24 protein-coding genes and 1 tRNA gene are annotated in these 25,359 nt (G+C 40.8%); 5 read left to right on the forward strand and 20 right to left on the reverse strand.

What is annotated here, in order from left to right; all coding sequences use genetic code 11:
- Positions 1-21 precede the first annotated feature (21 nt).
- Together P3J6_RS18580 and P3J6_RS18585 are read left to right on the forward strand one after the other, a co-directional pair.
- Entirely contained in the window at positions 22-1,056 is a 1,035-nt protein-coding gene (locus tag P3J6_RS18580; RefSeq protein WP_198523752.1) for a hypothetical protein, read from the forward strand.
- Between the two features lie 27 nt (positions 1,057-1,083).
- Positions 1,084-1,779 (forward strand): hypothetical protein, encoded by a 696-nt coding sequence (locus tag P3J6_RS18585; RefSeq protein WP_198523753.1) that lies wholly within the window; start codon positions 1,084-1,086, stop codon positions 1,777-1,779.
- Between the two features lie 33 nt (positions 1,780-1,812).
- Here P3J6_RS18585 and P3J6_RS18590 read toward each other — a convergent pair whose 3' ends face one another.
- The 4 genes from P3J6_RS18590 to P3J6_RS18605 all read right to left on the reverse strand — a co-directional run bounded on the left by P3J6_RS18590 (position 1,813) and on the right by P3J6_RS18605 (position 4,953).
- A complete protein-coding gene (locus P3J6_RS18590) occupies positions 1,813-2,988 on the reverse strand; it encodes a mandelate racemase/muconate lactonizing enzyme family protein (protein WP_054202652.1) in 1,176 nt (391 codons plus the stop codon).
- Between the two features lie 27 nt (positions 2,989-3,015).
- Positions 3,016-3,783, reverse strand: coding sequence for a class II aldolase/adducin family protein (locus P3J6_RS18595; RefSeq protein WP_036980336.1), 768 nt, complete (start codon positions 3,781-3,783; stop codon positions 3,016-3,018).
- 134 nt (positions 3,784-3,917) lie between these two features.
- The gene (locus P3J6_RS18600; RefSeq protein WP_008113473.1) at positions 3,918-4,241 is read right to left on the reverse strand and encodes a c-type cytochrome; all 324 of its coding nucleotides are present in this window, start codon (positions 4,239-4,241) and stop codon (positions 3,918-3,920) included.
- A gap of 172 nt (positions 4,242-4,413) precedes the next feature.
- The gene (locus tag P3J6_RS18605) at positions 4,414-4,953 is read right to left on the reverse strand and encodes a DUF2058 domain-containing protein (protein WP_008113474.1); all 540 of its coding nucleotides are present in this window, start codon (positions 4,951-4,953) and stop codon (positions 4,414-4,416) included.
- Positions 4,954-5,139: 186 nt separating this feature from the next.
- On the opposite strand from P3J6_RS18605, the gene P3J6_RS18610 reads away from it, so the two are divergent.
- Positions 5,140-6,288, forward strand: coding sequence for an MFS transporter (locus P3J6_RS18610; protein ID WP_198523754.1), 1,149 nt, complete (start codon positions 5,140-5,142; stop codon positions 6,286-6,288).
- Here P3J6_RS18610 and P3J6_RS18615 read toward each other — a convergent pair.
- A complete protein-coding gene (locus tag P3J6_RS18615; RefSeq protein ID WP_055012388.1) occupies positions 6,255-6,755 on the reverse strand; it encodes a prolyl-tRNA synthetase associated domain-containing protein in 501 nt (166 codons plus the stop codon). The two genes, P3J6_RS18610 and P3J6_RS18615, sit on opposite strands and share 34 nt — an antisense overlap.
- 1 nt (position 6,756) lies before the next feature.
- Complete coding sequence (locus P3J6_RS18620; RefSeq protein ID WP_138604963.1) at positions 6,757-7,143, reverse strand: hypothetical protein; 387 nt, start codon at positions 7,141-7,143, stop codon at positions 6,757-6,759.
- Between the two features lie 165 nt (positions 7,144-7,308).
- Here P3J6_RS18620 and P3J6_RS18625 point away from each other — a divergent pair.
- Positions 7,309-7,384: transfer RNA gene (locus tag P3J6_RS18625), tRNA-Ala, on the forward strand.
- Positions 7,385-7,547: 163 nt separating this feature from the next.
- Here P3J6_RS18625 and P3J6_RS18630 read toward each other — a convergent pair.
- Together P3J6_RS18630 and proB are read right to left on the reverse strand one after the other, a co-directional pair.
- The gene (locus tag P3J6_RS18630) at positions 7,548-8,795 is read right to left on the reverse strand and encodes a glutamate-5-semialdehyde dehydrogenase (RefSeq protein WP_198523755.1); all 1,248 of its coding nucleotides are present in this window, start codon (positions 8,793-8,795) and stop codon (positions 7,548-7,550) included.
- Positions 8,792-9,898, reverse strand: a complete 1,107-nt coding sequence (gene proB, locus P3J6_RS18635) for a glutamate 5-kinase (RefSeq protein ID WP_010391693.1) — start codon at positions 9,896-9,898, stop codon at positions 8,792-8,794. The genes P3J6_RS18630 and proB overlap by 4 nt, the downstream gene beginning before the upstream one ends.
- Positions 9,899-10,762: 864 nt before the next feature.
- On the opposite strand from proB, the gene P3J6_RS18640 reads away from it, so the two are divergent.
- The gene (locus tag P3J6_RS18640; protein WP_198523756.1) at positions 10,763-12,622 is read left to right on the forward strand and encodes a cation:proton antiporter; all 1,860 of its coding nucleotides are present in this window, start codon (positions 10,763-10,765) and stop codon (positions 12,620-12,622) included.
- Positions 12,623-12,665: 43 nt separating this feature from the next.
- On the opposite strand, the gene P3J6_RS18645 is transcribed toward P3J6_RS18640, so the two are convergent.
- From P3J6_RS18645 to accB, 12 genes are all read right to left on the reverse strand, one after another.
- A complete protein-coding gene (locus P3J6_RS18645) occupies positions 12,666-13,304 on the reverse strand; it encodes a tetratricopeptide repeat protein (protein ID WP_109874041.1) in 639 nt (212 codons plus the stop codon).
- Between the two features lie 123 nt (positions 13,305-13,427).
- Positions 13,428-14,741, reverse strand: coding sequence for an adenylosuccinate synthase (locus P3J6_RS18650; protein ID WP_010391689.1), 1,314 nt, complete (start codon positions 14,739-14,741; stop codon positions 13,428-13,430).
- A gap of 208 nt (positions 14,742-14,949) precedes the next feature.
- Positions 14,950-15,828: a protease modulator HflC gene (gene hflC / locus P3J6_RS18655; protein WP_010391687.1), complete on the reverse strand. Its 879-nt coding sequence runs from the start codon at positions 15,826-15,828 to the stop codon at positions 14,950-14,952.
- A 5-nt stretch (positions 15,829-15,833) separates the two neighbouring features.
- Positions 15,834-17,003, reverse strand: a complete 1,170-nt coding sequence (gene hflK, locus P3J6_RS18660; RefSeq protein ID WP_010391686.1) for an FtsH protease activity modulator HflK — start codon at positions 17,001-17,003, stop codon at positions 15,834-15,836.
- Positions 17,004-17,109: 106 nt separating this feature from the next.
- On the reverse strand, positions 17,110-18,393 hold the full coding sequence (gene hflX, locus P3J6_RS18665) for a ribosome rescue GTPase HflX (RefSeq protein WP_010391685.1): 1,284 nt from the start codon (positions 18,391-18,393) through the stop codon (positions 17,110-17,112).
- 16 nt (positions 18,394-18,409) lie between these two features.
- Entirely contained in the window at positions 18,410-18,673 is a 264-nt protein-coding gene (gene hfq / locus P3J6_RS18670; protein ID WP_008113494.1) for an RNA chaperone Hfq, read from the reverse strand.
- 81 nt (positions 18,674-18,754) lie between these two features.
- On the reverse strand, positions 18,755-19,672 hold the full coding sequence (miaA, locus tag P3J6_RS18675) for a tRNA (adenosine(37)-N6)-dimethylallyltransferase MiaA (RefSeq protein ID WP_054202670.1): 918 nt from the start codon (positions 19,670-19,672) through the stop codon (positions 18,755-18,757).
- Positions 19,673-19,682: 10 nt separating this feature from the next.
- Complete coding sequence (gene mutL, locus P3J6_RS18680) at positions 19,683-21,509, reverse strand: DNA mismatch repair endonuclease MutL (RefSeq protein ID WP_198523757.1); 1,827 nt, start codon at positions 21,507-21,509, stop codon at positions 19,683-19,685.
- Between the two features lie 30 nt (positions 21,510-21,539).
- A complete protein-coding gene (locus tag P3J6_RS18685) occupies positions 21,540-22,883 on the reverse strand; it encodes an N-acetylmuramoyl-L-alanine amidase (RefSeq protein WP_138604967.1) in 1,344 nt (447 codons plus the stop codon).
- 28 nt (positions 22,884-22,911) lie between these two features.
- The gene (gene tsaE, locus P3J6_RS18690; RefSeq protein WP_021033095.1) at positions 22,912-23,379 is read right to left on the reverse strand and encodes a tRNA (adenosine(37)-N6)-threonylcarbamoyltransferase complex ATPase subunit type 1 TsaE; all 468 of its coding nucleotides are present in this window, start codon (positions 23,377-23,379) and stop codon (positions 22,912-22,914) included.
- Positions 23,380-23,505: 126 nt separating this feature from the next.
- Positions 23,506-24,846 (reverse strand): acetyl-CoA carboxylase biotin carboxylase subunit, encoded by a 1,341-nt coding sequence (gene accC / locus P3J6_RS18695; RefSeq protein ID WP_010391679.1) that lies wholly within the window; start codon positions 24,844-24,846, stop codon positions 23,506-23,508.
- Positions 24,847-24,872: 26 nt separating this feature from the next.
- Positions 24,873-25,340, reverse strand: coding sequence for an acetyl-CoA carboxylase biotin carboxyl carrier protein (gene accB / locus P3J6_RS18700; protein ID WP_054202660.1), 468 nt, complete (start codon positions 25,338-25,340; stop codon positions 24,873-24,875).
- Positions 25,341-25,359 lie beyond the last annotated feature (19 nt).

A 25,359-nucleotide genomic window follows, 5' to 3' on the forward strand; every position in this document is an offset into this window, starting at 1 on the left:
ATTAATTGGAGGGAATCAAATATGGCTGCTCTAGATAATCAACATACTTATGATATAGATAGTTTATTATTTGCAATGCAACAAAAAAACTTAGTGTATAACTACGACTTTCGTTATTTTAGTAATCAAACGAATACACAACCTATTAAGTATAACCACCCCGATGGCTGGATATACAGTGATCCAGGTAATGGTTCACAAATTAGTTCAGAAAATAACGGCTGTCGAATCGTTACCAGTACAGAAGAAAACGCCACAATGAGCTTTCGACAAAATATTCACGAGTTTCCAAGATGGAAAGAAACTCTATGTTCTGAACACATTAGCTGTGTGGCACAGTTAAATGTTAAAGGAACAGGCGAGCTACACTTTTGCTTGTCAGACGCTATTACATATATCCAAAGAACATACACAATCCAAAACAGCCAAGAACTCAATATATCTACCGAATTAGAAATTGCAATGGATGCAAAAACTGTTTTTGTTGAACTTTCGTGCTCTTCCCCGTCTGTCGTTATTTCTGTAAAAAAAATATTCGCAAACAAGGGCTATATAGCTTTAGCTAGTCTGCCTTGTATTGTTGCAGGTGTCATTGGTGAGCGAAAGCAGTACGTAGCAACAGAACAAGCACCAGCAGAAGAACTACCTCTATGTACTATACCAATTGCATTGAACAGTGATCAAACACGGCTAAACTCGGTTATTAACTATCGCTTCGGCAAGCAAGGTGAATTTTCTTTATTACCTGATTTTAGAGGATATTTCAGCCGTGCTTGGGATAACTCAGCCGGTAGAGATAAAAATGCCAAACAACGTAAAATGTCAGGTGATTCGAATAATATTGGTGACCTAGTGGGTACAACAGAGCCCGATATATTTAAAGAGCATCAACATACCATTACTTTTAAGCCTGTGAATATGCTTAATCCTGAAAAAGGAAGTCCAGCCTATGGTGTTAATCTTGCAGCGAGTACTCAAACTCAGATCACGACAGAGGGTGACCTTGAAACACGTCCAATCAATATTGCAGAATTATTTACAATTAAGTGGGCTTAATATCTTTTAGGAAGGTGTGCCAGAGCAATGACTAACTATACTTTAAAAGTTAAAAATAACTCCAGCAATGCAACTAGTTTTTGTGTATTTATGGCCTTACCTGAAGAGCAAGCCCAAAATAGTTCGTTCTATACACTTGCATGGATGGTCAAATATGCTGAACCAAATACGATGATAAGATTTTCATGGAGCGATATCTTCAATGTTATTTGGTCACAACCTGGAAGACATTTACAATCTGGCGTTATTTGCGATGTTAGGGAACCTAATTTTTTATCATTAAGTCGAAGCATTAAAATAAACGCCGCTGCATCTCAATGTCTTAACATTAACCCACCTGAAAAAGGATTTACGACATTACAATATAATAAAAAGCAGCTAACTTACTGTTTTAGCAAACTTGAAAAAAGCAATAATGATCAAATAACGATCAACTGTGATTCTGAAGTACCTAACTCAAAAACTACATCCCCTCACATTGCTGCAGGTATTGGAATAGGGCTTTCGGGTTCAGGGTTATTCTTAGTTAATACCCAACCTAATTTGGCATTTATGTGGCCTGTACCACCTTTTAAGTTTTATTTATCTTTTGGTTCCGTTAAATGGGGAGAAATAATTGACCGCGAATCATGGCTAGAGAGAGCTGTACTCGTTTCATTTAATGATACTACCGAATGTGAAGCCATCTTAAACATTAACAATCGCCTCAAAGTAATCAGGTAATACCCCGATTAACGGGGCATTACACAAACGCTTTTACTTTATCTCAACACGTTGTGAGCGCATTACAATTTCATCGTTAAGCTCAATCCCAAGACCTGGTTCTTCTGATACTTCAAAAAAGCCATTTTTAGGTTGTGGATCTTGTAAGCACAGCTCTCTGTTCCACTTTTTAATCGCATAAGTATGATGTTCATGAATTAAAAAGTTAGGGATTGCTGTTTCTAAATGTAATGCTGCCGCGGTTGCAACCGGCCCACCACACACGTGTGCCTGAATACGCACGTCAAAAATATCTGCGTAATCACATACTTTTTTAGTTTCAGTAAAGCCACCACATAAACCAATATCTGGCTGTAGTACATCAATGCTTTGATCTTCTAAATATGGACGCACGCCCCAACGATTATATAAGCGCTCACCGCCTGCAATAGGCACAGCCACTTTATCAGCCACTTTGGCATGTAATGAGTGGTTTAAATAATTCACCGGCTCTTCAAAATACATACAATCAAATTCTTCTGCAATCTCACCAATTTGAATTGCTGATGTCGCACCAGGTAAACTGTGGCATTCAAAAATAATGTCAACTTCATCACCCACAGCTTCACGAATAGCCTGCATACGAGCGCGGTATAGTTTCATTTCTGGGCGAGAAATAATATTTGTGCGATCGTAATAGGTGTTGCCGTCTTTATCGTATTGAATTGGGTCAACCTTTACCGCATCGTAACCTTCCGCTACTGCTTTTAGTGCCGCTTCGGCATATTCTTGTGGCTGGACTAGCGCTTTAAACTCACTGTCCCAGTCAAACTGCAGTTGTGATGCGTAAGTACGTAGCTTGTCATTAACTTTACCGCCTAATAATTGGTATACCGGCAAGCCAAGTGCTTTACCCTTTATATCCCAAAGCGCAGTATCAATCGCACTCATTGCAGCATAAACTACCGGCCCACCACCTAAACCCCAAAAGCTTTCACGCAACATACGTGACCATAGTTTTTCAGTTTGAAACGGGTCATGGCCAATTAAAAAGGCATCTGCCATTTCTTTGATCATCGCAGCGGCAGCACTGTGACCTAAGTCATACGCAAGGCCGGCTTCACCTACACCGCTAATCCCTTCATCAGTATGAATACGAACAAATACCGGCGTCCATGCAGGACGCTCAGGACAATGAATGTCAAAGACTTCAACGCGATTTACTTTCATAAAAAATTCCTTATTAACCTTTATCGGTTATTTTGCAAAACTTGGGTCAAGACGATACGCTTTTCGTAACATGGCAGGCCATGCTAGCTGCCCCCCAGTACTGCCGCTGTGAACAACGTTCGCTTGATTATAAATGTTATCAATAATAGCTTGTGGTACTGCAATCGCTTCTTGTGCACTTGATTGAATAGCTAACTGTATTTCACAGGCACGTTGAAGGTCATAAAAGCGCATAAACGCATCACCTACTGTTGGCCCTACCGTTAAGCCGCCATGATTCACCAATAGCATATGGTTGGTGCTACCTAAATCTGTTTGCAGGCGTTTACGCTCATCATCATTCACCGCTAGGCCTTCATAACCATGGTATGACAGAGAGGGTAATGAAAACATCGAATACTGACTTAACGGTAACAGCCCTTCTTTTTGTGTTGCAACTGCAATGGTTTCTTTAGTGTGTAGGTGTATTACGCAATGGGCATCCTCGCGTACTTCATGAATGGCACTGTGAATGGTGAATCCCGCAGGGTTAATATCAAATGGAGTATCGTCAATAATGCGGCCATTTAAATCAACTTTAACTAAGTTAGATGCAGTGATCTCATCAAACGTTAAACCGAACGCGTTTACTAAATAATGATCCGTACCTGGTAGGCGAGCAGAAAGGTGCGTATAGATTAAATCCCCCCAACGAAAATGGTCAACTAATCGATAACATGCGGCTAAATCAACACGTAGTTGCCACTCTTGTTCTGATACTTTATTTTTTAAATCGAGCTGGGGTAAATCAAACATAACAAGCCTTTTAAAACACAGCATAGCGCTAGTGATTGTAGATGTTTAGAAGTCTAAATGAGTATTCGCATGATGGCAATCACCAAATAAAAAAGCCACACAAAGGTGTGGCTCTTTTTAGATTGCGTTAGCGATTATTGTACTTTTGATAGGTAATCGGCAATTGCTTCAAATTCTTCATCAGTCACAGTCGCAACCATTGCTTTCATCGCCATAGACATACCATTGCTACGTGCGCCTGACTTGATGTCTTTCATTTGCGCTACTAAATACTCTTTGTTTTGACCATTTAGTTTAGGGTACATCGCCATAATAGGTGCTTTACCATCTGCACCATGACATGTTTGACAATTTTTAGCGGTGTAAAGTGCAGCGCCATCAGCAGCGGCGGCTGAAAACGAAAAACTTGCGGCTAAACCAATACCCGCGCCTAATAAAAGTGTTTTTATCTTGCTCATTGTATTTACTCTTCTTTTTACGGTTAAAAAAACGGTTGTGATAATTGTAGTCAATAAATCTTTAAAAAGCATACGTCCTTGATAAGGTTTGACGATCAATCAGAACAAATACGTGTATCCCTCATAAAACAAATATTAGCTTGCCTTAGCTGAGCAGATACTTAATAACACCTTACCAAATAAGATCGTCTGGCACTTCAAAATCAGCATACGGATCGTCTTCGTCTTTAGCTTTGTTCTCAGGTTCGACATGAAACACAATATATTTTTCATCAACCTCAGCCACTTTGCGTGCAGGCTCGTCTTCTAATACGTAAAACTGGCCTTCTAATACACAAATAGCTAAACGTCCGCCCGAGAGCGCCTTTTGCGTTTTCTCATTCACATCAAGCCCTTTCACTTTATTTTCATAAGTAAAGTTAAAGGTACGCTCACCGCGAATTGACTCTTGATTGTGATGCTCTAGAATTTGCTTAACACGGGCTACTTGCTCGCGTTGCTTTAATTCTTCTTGGCGCGTTTTGTTAAGCTCTTCGGCTTTTTGCTGCTGCTCAAGCTTGGTTTGCTGAATATGTTTTTGCAAATCATTTGGGTTACTTGTCGCTCCCTTCTTTTGCTTTTTCTGTTGCTTGCGCTTTTCTGATTTAGCAACTTTGGCTTTATGTGATGTTGTTAAACCAGCTTGGAGCAATTGCTCTTGTAGTGACCCCATGGCGTGTTCCCACTAAAAACGAATATTAATGCTATTTTAATCACCAACGAGCGTAAATAACAGCGCTATTGGTATTAATCTAACAAACTACTGAAAACAAAGCATGATTTAGCGCAATAAAGATTAATTTATGAAAACCCTAGGATATAATGCGGTTCAACTAATAAGCAATGTTAACGGCAGTCGATGCGCTTACCTCACTTACTCTTTTGTTCTGTTTTCATTTTTTTTGTTTTATACGCACCACAGCCATTGTTAAGTTTATTTGCCACTGAATTTAATGTAGCGCCTGCTGTTGCAGGCAGCTTAATGACGGCCACTATGTTGCCTTTAGCTATTGCCCCTTTGGTGTATGGACTGTTTTTAGCTAAGCGAAATCCTTTATTGATATTACGCTTCGCTATGTTGTTACTGGGTGTGGGTTGTATCTTATTTATTTATGCCCCGAGTTTTGAGCTACTGTTACTTGTTCGGTTTTTACAAGGGCTGACTTTACCCGCCGCATTGACTGCCATGACCAGCTTTATTGGTATGAGCTATCAAGCCGATACATTACAAAAAAATATGACTCTTTATATTGGTAGTACTATTGTCGGTGGTTATTTTGGCCGAGTATTGGCTGCGCTCTTTAGCGACTTGTGGTCATGGCAAAGTTTTTATTACTTAATTGCTGCCATGTTGATAATACTCGCGCTTAGCATTCCCCATAAACGCTTTGTTTTGAGTCGCTCTAGTGAGGTGTTATCACCTTTAGATTATATGAAACAACTTAAAGAAGGCTCGGCACTTAAGCTTTATGGTGCCATATTTTGTATGTTTTTTTGCTTTGCAGCGCTATTAAACTACTTGCCTTTTATTTTAAAAAAGACCTTTTTAATTAATAACACTCGCGACATTGGCTTAGTTTATAGCGGTTATTTAATTGGCGCGTTAGCCTCTATTTTTACCCCGTGGTTATTAAAAAAAATGACCTCAGCTTGGCGCTTATTGGCATTGGTATTCCTGTTTTATAACCTCAGTATTGTGTTATTAATGAGTCATTCATTGATGTTGTTTTTAATTGCATTCACACTATTTTGTGGCGCTATGTTTGTAATTCATTCAACAGCGGCACCATTGGTTAATAAAATTAGTCACGCTCCACCAAGTGTTACTAATGGTTGTTACGTGTCATTTTATTATAGCGGTGGCGCACTAGGATCGTTATTACCTGGGGTGGTTTATCAAGCACACGGGCAAACCGCATTTATGGCAACACTTCTTGCGGTTTGCTTATGTGGGCTGGGTCTTATTTTGTGGGCTCAGCGCGAGGGTAAAAACATCACCCGCGGCTGATGTTCAGTAAAATCAAAAAAACGCAGTAAATCAGGCTTAGTTAATAACCATGTTTGGGTGTTTTCAAATGGATGGCAATGAAATAAATCGCCAAACCAAATATCCTGATCAAGCCAAAGCGTTACATCTCGTTGCTTATCGTTCATTAAGCTGAGCATTGACACACAACCTGGTGCAACTTTTAAGTACTTAGCTAAGCGCTCATTAGAGGCAAACCCTAAACGCGATAGCCCTTGCTGTTTAGACAACGATTTTAAATCGAGTTGTTTATCATGCGCGGTGATCACTAAAAAATGGCGCTTACCTTCGTTATCTCGCAAAAATAGATTTTTTAAACGTGTTCCTGGGCGATTCACCATCAGCTCGTCAGCATCTAAGCTACCATGCAACGCTGGATGCTCAATCACATCATAGTTAATATCAAGCTGAGCTAACACCGCCGCTAATTTTTGTTTATCTGCTAACATACTACAAACAACGCCCTCTTAATTGCACACTTAAATCTCGCCATAGCACTTCGTTTATTTCATGCTTATCTGCACAATAGTTACGTTGTGCAAGCTCTTTATTGAGAAACTCTACCGCTTGATCTTCTAATTGTAACTTGAGCACGCTCGACTCTTCAAAGTGCTCTTGTTCGGCAAAACGCTTTACATCGCTTCGGGTTAGCTTTTTATTAATATTAATTTGCTCGCGGCTCTTAGCCTTTACAGAGACCACATAGGCAAAAAGCTTGTTACCTTGATCATCAACAGTGTCATAAAATTGTTTATTATTAATTTCGAATGGAGGCTCACCTACCGAGCTGGCACAGCCAAAAAGAAAAGTCATGAAAACTAAAGCGTATTTTTTCATCATGTATTATCGTTTTAGTAAATATTGAGGCCGAGTTTAACAAAAATTAGTTAAAACGGAAAAATTTGTGAAAAAATACTTGACCAAAAACGTAAAAATATTTAAAGTTCACCCCGCTTGAGACTCAGCACTTAAGCATTTACAGTATATGTAAATTAGGAATGTGGGGCTATAGCTCAGCTGGGAGAGCGCCTGCCTTGCACGCAGGAGGTCAGCAGTTCGATCCTGCTTAGCTCCACCACTTTCCTACTCTCTCCTTTAAGTAATATCCTTATTTTATATTCTAAATAAATTTCTCTGTATTTTTTAATCTCTTTGTTTGCTTAGTCGTTTAATTTTGCTAAATCGAGATCAAAAATGCCGAGCAAAGCCCGGCATTTTTATTATTTATTGAGTTGGGTTAGTTATTCGCGAACTTGACCAACACCATTAACTAAATATTTTTCAGTGGTTAATGACTCAAGTCCCATAGGGCCATAAGCATGTAACTTAGTCGTTGCAATACCAATCTCTGCACCTAAGCCTAGTTGTGAGCCATCAGAAAAGCGTGATGACGCATTAACCATAACAACCGACGCATCAACACTACGTTGGAATAACTCTGCCGCCGCATCGTCCTTAGTACAGATAACTTCAGTATGATTTGAACCGAATTGAGCAATGTGCTCAACGGCTGCATCAAAACTTGGCACAATACGAATTGCTAACTCTAAGTCTAAGTACTCTTCACCAAATTCGTTATCGGCAAGTACTATGGCGTTATCAAAATATTCAGCCGCTTTGGCGTCAGCATTAATTTTTACACCTTCTTGACGAAGTACAACTGCACACAGATTTAAAAACTCATCAGCTACATCTTGGTGTACCACTAAACCCTCAAGTGCATTACATACACCAGTACGCTGAGTCTTACCATTAAGCAGTAAATTTAGTGCTACTTCTAAATCAGCATCTTTATCTACATATAAATGACAAACGCCTTTAAAATGCTGAATAACAGGGATTGTGCTGTTTTCAGTAACATAGTTAATTAGGCCTTCACCACCACGAGGGATGATTAAGTCAATGCTATCGCGTTGTTGCATCAATTCCATTAGTAAAGCACGGTCAGGATCAGGAATCACTGAAATTAGCGCAGTTGGTAAGCCATGTTTAGTAAGCACGCTATGCATTACACTGGCAATGGCTTGTGAGCTTTTCAGCGCTTCTTTACCACCGCGTAAAATAACACCGTTACCTGACTTAAAGCACAATGCACCTGCGTCAGCCGTTACATTAGGACGCGCTTCATAAATCATACATACTACGCCAAGTGGTACACGCATTTTACGAATTTTAATACCATTTGGGCGTTCAGTAATGTCACGTAACTGGCCAACAGGATCGTCTAATGAAACAATCACTTCGATACCCTCAGCCATGGCTTCAATACGCTCATCATTCAATGTTAGACGGTCAATCATTGATGCTGCTAAATTATTGTCGCGTGCTGCGCTTAGGTCACTTTCATTTTCTTTGATTATAAATTCTTTTTGCTCTCTTAATGCCGCTGCCATATCGGTTAACACTTTGTTTTTAGTCTCGGTATCGAGTAAAGCAAGTGTATGTGCAGCCTTTGCTGCCTGGCGTGATATATCCGTAATTAAACTCATGACTTCTCCAATAATGCGATATCTTTTTCTGAAATAATTGGTCCAATTGAATCCTGCATTTTTTCGCTGAATTCACTCTGCTCGTTATCTGCAATAAAGTTTAACAAGCAGCTACTGTAATTTGCTGTGGCTTTAGCTAAACGCGTACCATCTTCACTGCGAACTAAGATAGTGTCGCCCACAGCAAACTCGCCATGTACTTCTCTGATCTCATCGCCACGTAAGCAACCGTCTTCACCTTCTAATGAGTCATCAAATGACCCTTCAACAACGACTTCCCCCTGCTCATTGGCGGTATGTGTCATCCAGTGAATAGAATCTTGCATTGGTTTTTCATAAGGCAAGAATACGCTACCTGGGTTTTCACCGGCTAACAAGCGAGTAAAGGTTTCTTCTTTAAAGCCATTAATAATGTAAGTTGCAATACCATGTGAAGTGGCTTTCTCTGCCGCTTCAATCTTGGTTTTCATACCACCTGTACCTACCGCACTGGTAGCACATCCTGCCATAGCATAAATAGAATCATCAATTGATTTTATTTCAGGCAATAATACGGCATCGTCATGCAGATTTGGGTTTTTATCATACAAGCCATCTACATCAGAGAAAATCATTAATGCATCTGCATCAGCGGCTGCTGCAACCATGGCTGATAAATTATCGTTATCACCCACTTTTAAATCATCTGTTGTTACTGCATCATTTTCATTAATGATAGGTAGCACGCCGTGTTCTAACAATGTAAATACGGTTTCACGGATACTCTGGTAACGCTCACGGTCACGTAAATCACCATGAGTTAATAATAGCTGTGCTGATGGAAAATCAAAGAAACGATCCCACATGGCCATCATTTCTGTTTGCCCTGCTGCAGCCATCGCTTTTTTCATTACCACTGAACGAGGTTGGTCTGATGGAAATAAATGTGAGCCAGCCGCTACAGAACCAGATGAAACTAAAATAACCTCAATTCCACGTGCGCGACAGCGGACAATAAACTGTGCGATGGTTAATAAGTAACGTGAACGACAGCCATCTTGATCGGGTGCAATTAAGGCACTGCCCACTTTAAGTACGATACGTCGCCAATTTAACTTTTGCATAAGTGCTCAACTTTCCATTTAATTTGTATTCATCACATAGATGAATGAAACCAGGTCGCCATGTTTATAAACACAGCGTCGAATTTATTTATCATTGCCCACACTTTTTACACACACGTACACCGTCTCTAAAACTAGCGTTTTAAATTGAGATGCAAAAAATAAATAGTATTAACCCAATAAATAAATCGGATCGTACTAACTAAAAAAATATAAAGTGTTGTTTATGTATCGCTGTAAAAAGCTGTGTGCGGCCTTTTTATTAACAACATACATAGAGCCTCTTAAGTCTGGTACACCAACAGATAGGGTGATGACTTAAGGACCGAGATTTAATCGCCACGATGGGGATTAAATATTGAAAGGTAATAGTTCAACTCAAACTTTTATTTATCTGCATTGAGCAAATAAACACTTTGAGCAAAACCATACCAAAGAGTACGGTAAATGATATTGTGTGTTCAAATATAACAAAACAAAGCAAAAACAATCAGTAAGAGAGTTAAGATGTTTATATCTAACATAATCTAGTATTTAAACTACAAACTTGATTAGATAACTAATTATTCGAACACGAAGTATAATACGTTAAAGTAGCTGCTTAGATCAAGGCTAAAATTCAAGCTGAATAGGTCAACACTACTAAAGCTAGTGTTTTTTGTATTAAGTATCATGTGGTTAGACTACTATAAATATGAATTATATAGACTATAAATTTGATAACATTTTAGAAAATGACGTTAACACTAAATAAATAAGTATTATTTATTAGCTAAATTGAATTTACACGTGTATACCCACTGTATTACTGGTTGGTAACCGTTATACTTTTAAACATTATTAATATTAAGGAGTTTTTACTCTATGTCAGCAATTTATATAGCCGGTATTGCATTGTGTTCGGTGCTAGCCCAATGGGTCGCCTGGGCGTTCAGAGTACCCGCTATTCTGTTTTTGTTGCTTACTGGGCTTTTATTAGGGCCATTTAGTGGCGTATTAGACCCAGATGCCTTATTAGGCGATTTACTTTTTCCTGTGGTGTCTTTAAGCGTTGCTGTGATTTTATTTGAAGGGTCTTTAACACTACATTTTCGGGAGCTTAAAGGGATCAGTAAAGTCGTAAGAAACCTCTGCTCTATTGGTATGCTTATGACCTGTGTCGTTATTAGCTTAAGTGCCTATTGGTTATTAGAGTTAAATTGGCGAGTCGCAGCAGTGCTTGGCGCTGTGCTTGTTGTAACCGGACCAACGGTTATTGCGCCACTGCTTAACTCAATGCGACCCACTCAAGATATTGACCGTATTTTACGCTGGGAAGGCATAGTCATAGACCCTATTGGCGCTTTATTTGCGGTATTAGTATTTGAAGCTGTGATGTTAGTTGGCCAAGGTGAAGTACTTAGTCACACTATAATTGCACTAGTTAAAACCGTTGGGGTTGGTTTAAGTATTGGTGTGGTTTCGGGTTGGATCACAACGCAACTGATGCGCCGCGAATGGTTGCCATTTGAGCTACATAAATTTGGCATTTTAGCGTTAGTGTTAATTAGCTTTTCGATTTCAAACCATTTAAGTCATGAGTCAGGATTATTGGCCGTGACTGTATTTGGTATTTGGTTAGCTAATCAAGATGACCTAGAAATAGATTCGGTGCTTGAGTTTAAAGAAGATCTGTCGATGATTTTGATCTCAACCTTGTTTATTTTACTCGCTGCCAGATTACAACTATCTGACTTAATGATGCTCGACAGCGATGTATTTATATTTTTAGCTATTGTGCTATTTATTGCGCGCCCGTTGTGTATTGCTATTTCAACCTTTGGCACCGATTTACCAATGAAGTCTCGCTTGGTGCTGGCTTGGATTGCGCCTCGCGGTATAGTTGCTGCAGCCGTAGGCTCTGTATTTGCGTTAAGTATGATAGAAGCCGGTGTAGCGGATGCACAAAAAATGGTGCCATTGATATTCACGGTTATTATCGTCACTGTGGTACTGCAAAGCTTAACGGCTATCCCTGTTGCTAAGTTGCTAGGGGTGCGCCAGCCCTCCCCTAATACTATTTTAATTATTGGTGCCAACCATGTATCTCGTGCTATTGCTCGTGGTTTAAAGGAACAAAACATTCCCGTTCACTTATCAGATCCTGCTTGGGAAAACTGTAAAATGGCACGTATGGATGGTTTGCCTTGTTATTATGGTAATCCACAATCTGAGCATGCTGAACGCTATTTACCTTTAACCACTATTCGCAGTGTTTTAGCGCTTTCACCTAATCGTCATCATAACGCATTAGGGGTGCAGTATTTTTCTCATTTATTGAATGAAAAAAATGTATTTTCACTACGCTCATCTTCATCACATGCTAAAGCAAATAAAGACAGCGCGACGTTCTTATCACGACAAATTCTGTTTGGTGAAAACGGAGCATATGCACGCTTAAGCAGCGTTATTGCCAAAGGCGGTAAAGTGAGTGCAACACGAATATCTGAAGAATTTAGCTGGCAGCAGTATTTAGAAATGAACCCTGAAGCAATTCCACTGTTTATTCTCAAAGGGGATAAAGACAGTGATGAAGACGCTCCAGTGAAAATGAGGCCTTTTACTAGTGATATGGAAAAGCCACCACAAGAGGGTGAACGAGTAGTTGCATTGCAACCGCCTAAAATATCGCTATTAAAAGATCCTGCCAATAACAAAGTCAAAGACAATAAAAAAGACGAGTAATAACTAAAAAAAGCGAGAGTGCGGCAAAAGCACTCTCGCTTTTTTACATAGGTAAGCGCGCGCGGGTAACGACACTGGCTGGCATTTTTTCAGCAAGTTTAGTTAATGCTCTCTCTATTTTTTTATGTGTCGCTTTATCAGCTACCGTGGTGTTAAACAGCCAACGATAAGCATCTTCGAAATCTCTTGGACTACCATAACCTTGATTAAACAAACCAACTAATCGTAATTGCGCTTTTAAGTTGCCTTGCGCTGACGCCTCACGTAAGTAGGTTATTGCCATGGTTTTGTCTTTTTGGACCAACCGGCCAACGTCGTAGTAGCGACCTAGTTGCTCTAATGCAGCCGCTAAGCCCTGCTCAGCCGCTTTTTTCATGTAATACACACCTAAAGCAACATCGCGCTCAACACACACTTTATAAGCGAGCATATCACCGTATAGGAATTGATATGATGGCAATGCCATTTTATTGGCTCGCGCTTCTATATCTTGCACTAACTGGCAATTATCTGCCTTTACGCGCGCTAGATGAGTGTTCTCATTAATTAAAGCTATTAACTCAGATTCAGTATACAGCGGCACAGCTGCAGGGCTTTCTTCAGCTAAGCTATTGTTTATATTAAACAAAGAAAGTGTAAGTAGTGATAATGACCACACTGAGCAACGAGAAGATAAACGCATATTAACCACTTTAAAAATAAACTTACCAAATAATATACAAAGATCGTTCCACTATTAATAGCGTCACTTTTCTGCAGACATAAAAAAAGCTGCACATGGCAGCTTTTTTCAACTTAAACCCAATTATGCAAATGGGCTACGAAGTATCATCGTTTCAACACGATCAGGACCTGTAGAGATAATATCAACAGGTACGCCAGTGATTTCTTCAATACGTTTAATGTAATCAATTGCCGCTTTAGGTAAGCCTTCAAGCGATGTTACACCCACTGTATTTTCAGACCAGCCAGGCATTTCTTCGTATACTGGCGTTACTTTATCGTAACCTTCAGCTGCTAATGGCGTCACGTTAGTCACAGTACCATCTTCAAGCTTATAACCAGTACAGATTTTAAGTGTTTCTAAACCATCTAAAACGTCAAGTTTAGTTAAACAAAATCCTGAAATACTGTTGATTTGAACTGCACGGCGCATAGCCACTGCATCTAACCAACCTGTACGACGTAAACGACCTGTAGTAGCACCAAACTCATGACCTTTGTCACCTAAATGCTTACCGACTGGGTCTTGCTTATCAAGGCCGTCGTAAAGCTCTGTAGGGAAAGGACCTGAACCTACACGTGTTGTGTACGCTTTAATGATACCTAGCACATAATCAAGGTGTAATGGGCCAAAACCCGCACCTGTAGCAACGCCACCAGCGGTGGTGTTTGAAGATGTTACATAAGGGTAAGTACCATGATCGATATCAAGTAGTGTACCTTGAGCACCTTCAAATAAGATGTTGTCACCGGCGTTACGCGTTTGATCTAAAAGCTCAGTTACATCAACTACCATTGCTTTTAAAATATCAGCAACAGCCATTGCATCATCAAACGTTTTTTGGAAGTCAACAGCGTCTACTTTGTAGTAGTTAACTAATGTGAAGTTGTGGTATTCCAATACTTCTTTTAACTTAGTAGCAAATAATTCAGGATTGAATAAATCACCAACACGTAAACCACGACGTGCTACTTTATCTTCGTACGCTGGACCGATACCACGACCCGTTGTACCGATTGGTTTATCGCCACGCGCAGTTTCGCGAGCTACATCTAATGCAACATGGAAAGGCAATATTAGCGGACATGCTTCACTGATTAAAAGACGTTCACGTACAGGTACGCCACGCTCTTCAAGCATGCCAATTTCTTTCATTAGCGCTTCTGGTGATAAAACAACACCATTACCAATCACACATTTAACATTGTCACGTAATACACCCGATGGAATAAGGTGTAGAACTGTCTTTTCACCGTCGATCACTAAAGTATGGCCTGCGTTATGACCACCTTGATAACGAACTACTAAAGATGCTTTATCTGTAAGGAGGTCAACTACCTTACCCTTACCTTCGTCACCCCATTGGGTGCCTAGTACAACAACGTTTTTACCCATTGCAAATTCACTTAGAGAAAATTAGGACGAGATTTTACCAGAAAACTAAAGCAATGTTCACCCCGTTTAGCTTATTTTTTCCTCGTGCGGGTAGTAAACATCAGTGTTTCGTTAATAATCACATAAATAACAGTCATTTATAAACTTAAAATTCAGATAACAAAAAGCCCTGCAATTGCAGGGCTTTCAAGTTTAACTAAAGCTATGATTACTGAGCTTTCGCGCCTTTCATGTATTGGAAGAAGTCGCTATCCGGTGATAACACCATCACGTCTTGCTTTCCTTTGAAAGTTTGCTTATAAGCTTCTAAAGAGCGAACAAAGCTAAAAAACTCAGGGTCTTTATTGTAAGCACTAGCGTAAATCGCAGCAGCGTCAGCATCACCTTGACCACGAACAGAACGAGCATTACGTTCGGCGTCGGCAAGCATTACTGTTACGCGACGGTCAACACCTGCACGAATTGTTTCTGCTTTTTCCTGACCTTCAGAGCGGTGCTCTTTAGCAACTGCAGTACGCTCAGCGCGCATACGTTGATAAATAGAGCTACTCACCTCTTGTGGTAAGTTAATTTGCTTAACACGCACATCAAGTACTTCAATACCCAGCTCACTAGCACTTTCAGATGCTTGTACTAACGCTTCTTCCATCAGCTCGCTACGCTCACCAGATACAATTTCACGAATAGTACGCGTACCAAAGTTAGTACGTAGGCCATTATTTACTTTTTGCTTAAGCAGTGTTTCAGCGTATTGCTTGTCACCACGTGCACGCAGGTAAAAAGAGCTAAAATCGTTTACGCGCCATTTTACAAACGAATCAACGATTAAGTCTTTTTTCTCGCTAGTTACAAAGCGATCTGGTGTGCCATCTAGTGTTTGAATACGTGCATCAATACGACGTACTTGGCTAAAAAATGGGACTTTTAAGTGTAAACCCGGGCCATAAACTACAGCTTCATCATCGCTGTCTTTTTGCACTTTACTAAATAAAAGTACAATCGCCTTTTGCCCTTCAGAGACCACGAACACCGACGAAAAAGACATCACAATGGCGGCTAATAGGATTACTAAACTAAAGTTTTTCATTGCTCTTATCTCCCGTCGTTAAAGCGATCATTGTTAAAGCGATCGTTACCACTATTAACAGTGCTGTTGCGTGACGTATTTACCTTGTTACGTAAATCGTTTATATCGCTTGAGCTAGGTAAAGCAATACGTGTTGATGAACCCTGTTTTTCCATGATTTTATCAAGTGGTAGGTACATCATGTTGTTGCCACCTTTAACATCAACCAACACTTTAGAGCTATTACCTAGCACTTCTTGCATCGTGTCTATGTATAAACGCTCACGTGTTACTTCTTTAGCTGCTTGGTATTCTGGAAGTAATTTCTCAAAACGGGCCACTTCACCTTGCGCTTCTAAAGTAATACGTTCTTGGTAACCTTCAGCTTCTTGCGTCATACGAGTCACTTGACCACGCGCACGCGGTTCAATTTCACGGGCATACGCTTCTGCTTCACGAATAAAGCGTTGCTCATCCTCTTGGGCCGCAATTGCATCATCAAACGCATCTTTAACTTCCATTGGTGGACGAGAGTCCTTGAAGTTAACGTCAGTTACGATTAAACCTAAGTTGTAAGGTTCGATGATTTGATTTAGCTCATCCCAAGTATTTTGACGTACAACTTCACGGCCGTTTGTCAGTACTTGGTCCATTTTTGAATGGCCAACAACATAACGCAGCGCACTATCTAATGCTTCTTCAAGGCTGCTGTCAGCGTTAGTGACACTAAACTTGTACAAGTAAGGGTCGATTACTCGATACTGTACTTCAAATTCAACGCTTACTACGTTTTCATCTTCGGTTAGCATAAAACCTGATGCTGATAACGAGCGAACAGCTTCGATATCGACTGGAATAACCGTTTCAACAAAGGTCATTTTCCAACGCAAGCCAGGATCTGCAATTCGGTCAAACTTACCAAATTGAAGAACGACGCCGCGCTCAGCTTCTTTCACCGTATAAATACCGCTTAACGCCCATACAATTGCAGCGATAATAAGTACAAATGAAATACCGGCTCCGCCAAGTCCACCGCCGCTACCATTGCCGGATTTTTTACCGCCAAATAAGCCGTTAAACTTGTTACTGAATTTACGGAACACCTCGTCTAAATCAGGTGGGCCTTGATCACGTCCGCCTTTGTTATTCCACGGATCTTTGTCATTGCCATTATTACCCGGTTCATTCCAGGCCATAGCTATACTCCATTGTTATCTAAATAAATTCGGAAATTGTGTTAAATCTAACAAATCTTCTGCGTTTCTTATACTAAAACCGACATTAATCTTGCAGTTTTTAATCTCAGCTAATAAAACTTTCAATTTCAGGACCAAAATCTTTAATTAAACGGTTCCACTCAATCATAGGCAATCGTACATCAAGCAACCAATTACCTTGTTCATCAAACCGCTCATTGTGTACTGCACTTAAATTAAATAGTGATGCTCTTAAACGCCCATATTGTGGTGCGAGTAATAACGTTTCATTAAGCATTTGCTTAGCGAGTAAATCGCTAATAGCTTCACTAAGTAATTCACAGCCTTCGCCAGTTTTTGCAGATAGCCATACCCTTATAGGTTGGCCCTCGTCATCACGATCAATACGTGGCGTTACCTCATCTAGCGCATCAATTTTGTTATAAACTAATAACTGCGGTACCTCGTCGGCTTCAATTTCTTTGAGGACTTCTTGTACCTGTTCAATATTTTCTTTTCGGCGAGGATCAGCTACATCTATCACATGCAGTTGTAAATCGGCTTCACGCGTCTCGGTCAGAGTTGCTTTAAATGCAGCTACCAAATCATGCGGTAAGTGTCGAATAAACCCTACAGTATCGGCTAAAATAACAGAACCTACATCACCAATATCGAGTTTACGCAGTGTTGGATCTAGTGTGGCGAATAGCTGATCGGCTGCATATACATCTGAATCGGTAATATAATTAAACAGTGTTGATTTTCCGGCATTAGTGTAACCCACCAGCGACACTGTTGGAATTTCATTGCGCGTACGAGCACGTCGACCTTGCTCACGCTGTACAGCCACTTTCGCTAGTCGTGCACGAATATTTTTAATACGTGCGCGCAATAAACGTCGATCGGTTTCTAGCTGCGTTTCACCCGGACCACGTAAGCCTATCCCTCCTTTTTGGCGCTCAAGGTGGGTCCAACCACGAATTAAACGTGTAGACATGTGGCGAAGCTGAGCCAGCTCAACTTGGAGTTTACCTTCATGAGTACGGGCGCGCTGAGCAAAAATATCAAGAATAAGTGTTGTTCTATCAAGTACCCGACATTGACAAACACGCTCTAAATTTCGTTCTTGAGACGGGCTCAACTGATGGTTAAAAATGACAACATCGGCATTGTGGATTTTGACAATTTCAGCTATTTCTTCCGCTTTGCCGGTACCGACAAATAGTTTGGGATGTGGTGCTTGACGGCTGCCTTGCACAACCGCCAAACTACTAACACCAGCAGAAGATACCAACATTTCTAATTCATGAAGATCTTCGCGATCCCCATCTTTAGGTAGGTCGATATGGACTAAAATTGCCTGTTCGCCAGATTCATAGCGGTCAAACAAGCATTACGCTCCTAATTTAAAAGTTTCCTGGTTCAGTTTCTTCGGTGTCTTCATTTCCCTGTACACCTTGAAAGTTGACTGCGCGTGCAGGTACAACTGTTGAAATTGCATGTTTATACACCATTTGATTAACAGTGTTTTCCAGTAAAATTACAAATTGGTCAAATGACTGAATTTTACCTTGTAATTTTATGCCATTTACCAAAAAAATTGATACTGGAATGCGCTCGCGGCGTAATGCATTTAAAAATGGGTCTTGTAACGATTGGCCTTTTGCCATGTTATTATTCCTTCGTTCTAGGTGTTATTATAATTAAGTGGCTGAACTAATTTAATAAAGCTAAATTTTGTCCAGCTACTACTAGCTTAGCGAACTTACTACACGATGCAAGTTTTCTTCATCACCGGTTGTTAACCACGTAACGTCAGGCCAACTTCTTAACCACGTTAATTGACGCTTAGCCAATTGACGAGTGGCAGCAATACCGCGAAAAACCATTTCATCATGGTCTATCTCACCCGCAAGGTAATCCCACATCTGTCTATAACCTACACAACGAATAGAAGGCATATTGGGATGTAAATCCTCACGTAGATATAGGGTCGAAACTTCTTTTTCAAACCCCTGTTCAATCATTATTTTAAACCTTTCTGCAATTCGCTGATGTAACTCTTTACGATCATCTGGAGCAATAGCAAATTGATGAAAAGTATAAGGTAAAGGTGGCTGTTTTTGCTTTTGCAATTCAGTCATTGTTTTACCTGTTATACGGTAAACCTCTAAAGCGCGATTAATTCGTTGTGAATCATTTTCACTCATCTTTTTCGCAGCTTGTGGATCTACTTTTAATAGCTCTTGATATAAATGTGGCCAACCGTACTGTTTCGCCTGTACTTCAAGCTCAGCTCTTATCTGCTCATCAGCCTCTGGTAGAGGGGATAATCCATCAATAAGGGCTTTAAAGTACATCATTGTACCTCCAACTAGTACAGGCACTTTACCTTGTTGATGAAATTTATCAATTTTTTCTATCGCATCGCGTCTAAAATCAGCTACTGAATAGGTTTCGCTTGGGTCGAGTAAATCAATTAGGTGATGGGGTGCACGTGCTAGTTCGTCGGCATCCGGTTTAGCGGTACCAATATCCATACCTTTATAAACCAGTGCCGAATCAACGCTGATAATTTCAGTATTTAAATGCTCACACAGTGAAATTGCCAATGCTGTTTTCCCAGCAGCGGTGGGGCCCATTAAAAATATGACCGGTAAATTACTCAACACGAATACCCTAATTAAATTGCGCTAGATAAGACTTTAGATCTATTTTAACTGCTTTTTCACGTAAACGTTCAATTGTTTGCGCATTATTTTGTAAGCGAGTTTGCTGTACTGCAAAGGCTTTACTGGCATAGAACCGTGTAGGTATTACATTTACCTGCCACGCTAGCCACTGATCAATACTTTCTAACTGAGCTTTACACCCATCAAGTAAGGCATCTACCGCGGTACTCACGTCAAGTAAGTACAAGCAAACAGGCAACTTCTTAACCATAACAAATTGTTTTTCAATTAAAAGTTCAAAGCCAAGCAAAGTAAACCATGATTGTTGCGTAGCCAGCAGTTCGATATCTTGTTTTGAGACATTGACCCGTACGGGTAATAACAATGCTTTGCCCTCAAGGCTGCCTTGCTCTTTAATTTGTGCAAGCCAATCATCCGCTAGCGCATATTTAAAGTGTGAACAATAAAGTTGGTTCTCATCATTAAACACACAAGCGCCTTGTTCCATGGTTATTATATCGACAGTACGAAGCGCTGTATCTGATACTTGGGTCTCATCTGATTGTACAAATGGTGCTGGATTATCAAAGTGATGTGCTTGCTGCTCACTCACACCTTGATAAAACGCATTTACGTCATGGTAATTTCGACTTTCAGCACCTTGTTGATTACCTGTACCTTGAGTTGCACCACTATAAGTTGTGCTATGCGCTAAAGATGACCGACTAGGCTGTAATGACGACTTAGGGTAATCAAACGGTTCACTACTGGTAGTAGTGTGTGCATTAAATGCAGCCACTGGTGGGCTATTATCATTAGCTTCACTGGAGTTTGAAAACTCAGCTTGCAGGGGCACAACAACTTGTTTTATCGCTTGCAAAATAAAGTCGTGTACTAAGCGCCCTTGATGAAAGCGCACCTCATGTTTAGCAGGATGAACGTTTACATCCACTTGACGTGGATCTATATCAATATAAATCACAAACCCGGGTAACTCTTGCTCACCGCTGACTTCTTCAAATGCTTGGCGAATAGCGTGCAAAATAAGTTTATCGCGCATCATACGATTATTTACATAGGTGTACTGTGTGGTATTGGCCGAGCCAACCGGCAGCACCCAGCCATGTAGTTGCAGCCCTGCTTCACCTGATTGAATATGCAGTCCCTGCTCTGCAAACGCTTTACCCGCCACTTGGGCAACTCGTGTAATCGCTTGAGCAGGATCGGTTTTAGCGCGATACTGCCGCACCACTTTTTCGTTATGGGTTAACGTAATTGATACATCAAAGCGACTCAGCGCAATCCGCTTTATAAGCTCATCAATATGGCTAAACTCAGTTTTTTCGGTACGTAAAAACTTACGCCGTGCTGGGGTATTAAAAAATAAATCTTTTACTTCAATTGTGGTACCGCTGGGATGTGCCACAGGCTTTACCTCTACGGCCATATCTCTGCCTTGCGCAAAAGCTTGCCAAGCGGCTTCTTGCTGTTCAGGCTTAGAGCTTAAGGTTAAGCGAGATACCGAGCTAATAGACGCGAGAGCTTCGCCTCTAAAGCCTAAAGAGCAAATATTTTCTAAGTCATCGAGCGACTTTAGTTTACTGGTAGCATGGCGAGAAAGCGCTAATGTGAGCTCCTCTTTTGCAATGCCTGAACCATTATCACGAATTCGAATCAGCTTATGACCACCGCGTTCAATATCTATTTGAATACGTGTCGCACCTGCATCTAGGCTATTTTCTACTAACTCTTTAACCACCGACGCGGGACGCTCAACAACTTCACCCGCCGCAATTTGGTTTGCCAAGCGCGCAGGTAATATTTCAATACTCATAAAAACCTTAAATGTTGTGCGCTTTTAAAATTAACTCTGAGGAATATCAAGTTCCTGGCCAATAAATAGCGTATTTGAACTGAGCTTATTAACCTGTTTTATTTTACTAATACTAACGCCATATCGACCAGCCAACATACTCAGTGACTCCCCCGGACGTACCTTGTGCTTTGTTGGGTATTGAGACTTTAATGACGCAAACAGTGAGTCGTCAGGCGGGTTGCGTAAATAGTAATTTTTAATTGAGGTAAACATCGCTTTTGCCAAACGCTCTTGGTGATTGGCGCTTTTTAGTAGTCGTTCTTCACGAGGGTTAGAGATAAACCCAGTTTCAACCAAAATAGACGGAATATCTGGCGACTTCAATACTGCAAGGCTGGCATGTTGCGGTGCCTTTTTGTGCATTTTTGCTACTTTTTTTAATTCTTTTATCACTTCATCTGCAACACTTAGCCCTGTTTTCATGGAATGATCCATCGACATATCAAGCAAGGCTTGTGCTAAGTACTTTTCATTTGCAGCATCTTTAATTACATCGGCAGCACCGCCAAGTAACTCTGAGTGTTTTTCTTTATCCTCAATCCATTTACCAATTTCCGAATTGGCACGTCGCAGCGACAACACCCATACAGAAGCACCATTGGGTCCCGGACTGGTAAACGCATCTGCATGAATAGAGACAAAAAAATCGGCTTTTTTCTGGCGAGCGCGATTAGTTCGTGTATTAAGTTTAACAAAGTAATCGCCACTGCGAACCATACGCGAAATCATGCCTCGCTCAGCATCAATCATGCGCTCTAAACGCTTGGCAATCTGCAAAGTGATGTCTTTTTCGTAAGTACCTGATGGGCCAATGGAACCTGGGTCTTCACCACCATGGCCTGCATCAATAGCAATTACAATATCGCGCTCTTGGCTTAACTGGCGTTTTTTAGCCGCCGTTTGTGCCGGACTAACCGCCCCTTTTGATTGGCTTTTGTCGTATAAGTCGACCACCAACCTGTTTTTATAAGGGCCTGTGGGGGCAAGTGCAAATATAACCGGTTTAACTGGCCCATTTAATTCAAACACTAAACGCACGCTGCGTTTATTTTTAGGTTTTGAGTAACGTAACTTGCTAACAATTTGATGTTTTGGTGGCACACCTGGCAATTTTTTTAATTCATCAGTGTTTTCTAAATCAACCACTAAACGACTTGGGTTTTTTAGCATAAAGTAACTGAAGTCGGGTTTATCATCGAGATCAAACACCACCCGAGTGCTATCAGGTGATGGCCAGACACGCACACTATTAATAGTGTTTTGCGCCCACAATGGCAAGCTCACTGTAAAAACCATGAGGTAAATAAAAAGTTTAACTAAACCACGACTCATTTTGATAATCACTGCCTTAACTATTTTATTATCTATTATTTAGTTTTTTGACAATTGCTACACCACGCTCACTCGCACTGTTAATAACAATTTTACGCTCATCACCTACATAACTTAGCGTAGCATTTAGATCGGGAACAGGAATAAATTCTCCGCCTTTTTCCGGCCACTCAACTATACAAGTTGCAGTTTCTGAAAAATAATCGCGAATCCCCATAAATTCAAGCTCTTCTGGGTCACCTAATCGATATAAGTCAAAATGATAAACATTGCCACGTACAAGCTCGTAGGGTTCAACAAGTGTATAGGTGGGACTTTTAACCTTACCTGTATGACCAAAACCTTGCACTATACCGCGAGTAAATGTCGTTTTACCGGCCCCTAAGTCACCATGCAAATAAATAACTGCGCCCTGCTCTATTATGGCAGCTAATTTATTACCCATAGCAACAGTGGCATTTTCATCGACTAAATGAAAATTAAAACTACACGACATGATTACCTCAAAATTTACGAAAAGCGCATATTTGTTAATCATACCAGATTATTTATTTAAGGTGATACTGCCTCTTTTTGAAAGATAAAAAAACCGGCTTAAGCCGGTTTTTAATTAGCATGGACTTTACAGTCCTAATTTCTTCTCAAGGTAGTGGATATTTGTGCCACCATTTTTGAAGTTTTCATCTGCAAGAATACGTTTATGCAGTGGCGTATTGGTTTTAATACCATCGATAACGAGTTCATTAAGCGCATTACGTGCTCGGGCGATAGCGACATCACGGTTTTCACCGTAAGTGATCAGCTTACCAATCATAGAATCGTAATGTGGAGGAACGGTGTAGTCAGCGTAAATATGACTGTCCCAACGAATACCTAAACCACCAGCTGGATGAAAACGGGTGATCTTACCTGGCGATGGAATAAAGGTTTCTGGGTCTTCAGCATTAATACGACACTCAATAGCATGACCACGAATAACCACATCTTCTTGAGTGAATGACAAAGGCTGACCAGCGGCAATTTTTAACTGCTCTTTGATTAAATCAACACCGGTAACCATTTCAGTTACAGGGTGCTCAACCTGAATACGGGTATTCATTTCAATGAAGTAAAATTCACCGTTCTCGTATAAAAACTCAAACGTACCCGCACCACGATAACCAATTTCAATACATGCGCGAGTACAACGCTCACCAATGAACTTACGTACTTCTGCAGTAATCCCTGGTGCTGGTGCTTCTTCAACTACTTTTTGGTGACGACGCTGCATTGAACAATCACGCTCACCTAAGTGAACCGCATTGCCTTGACCGTCGGCCAATACTTGTACTTCAATGTGACGTGGGTTTTCAAGGAATTTCTCCATGTAAACCATGCTGTTGCCAAAGAACTGCTTTGCTTCTTGTTGCGTAAGCGAAATTGAATTGATTAACTCAGCTTCGTTGCGAACAACACGCATACCGCGGCCACCGCCGCCGCCAGCTGCTTTAATAATTACTGGGTAACCAATACGCTTAGCAATTTGCATGTTGCGTTCTTTATCATCCGATACCGGACCATCAGAGCCAGGTACACAAGGAACACCCGCTTTACGCATCGCTTCGATTGCCGATACTTTATCGCCCATTAGACGAATAGTATCGCCACGAGGACCGATAAAAACAAAGCCACTTTGCTCAACTTGGTCGGCAAAGTCTGCATTTTCAGCAAGAAAACCATAACCTGGGTGGATAGCGACTGCATCAGTAATTTCTGCTGCGGCAATAATGCGTGGAATGTCTAAGTAACTTTCAGTTGCTGCTGGTTTACCAATACAGATGGTTTCATCTGCTAGTAATACGTGCTTAAGATCGCGATCCGCCGTTGAATGCACAGCAACCGTTTTGATCCCAAGCTCTTTGCAGGCGCGCAATATACGAAGTGCAATTTCACCTCGGTTTGCAATGACTACTTTATCTAACATGAGAGTTGGCCTTTTACGTTGCGCTATTATTCAATGATGAATAAAGGTTGATCAAATTCTACTGGCTCGCCGTTTTCTACTAAGATAGCTTTTACTGTACCGGCTTTATCTGACTCAATTTGGTTCATCATTTTCATTGCTTCAACGATACATAGCGTGTCGCCAACTTTAACCTGAGAGCCCACTTCAACATATGCTGGTGCTTCTGGAGAAGCTGCTGCATAAAAAGAACCTACCATAGGTGATTTAACTTGATGACCTGTAGGGCCTGCAGGTGCTTCAGACTCTACGGCTGCAGGTGCTGATGGTGCAGCCGCGGCTGGAGCAGGTGCTGCTGGGGCGTATTGCTGAGGTGCGAATTGCGCATACGCAGGACCGGCACTCATGTTATTACGGTTAATACGTACTGATTCTTCACCTTCAGTGATTTCTAGTTCTGCAATACCTGATTCTTCTACTAATTCAATTAGTTTTTTGATCTTGCGAATATCCATAAACGGCCCGCCTATTAGT

The sequence above is a fragment of the Pseudoalteromonas sp. 3J6 genome (genome assembly GCF_903995135.1).
Lineage (GTDB): Bacteria > Pseudomonadota > Gammaproteobacteria > Enterobacterales > Alteromonadaceae > Pseudoalteromonas.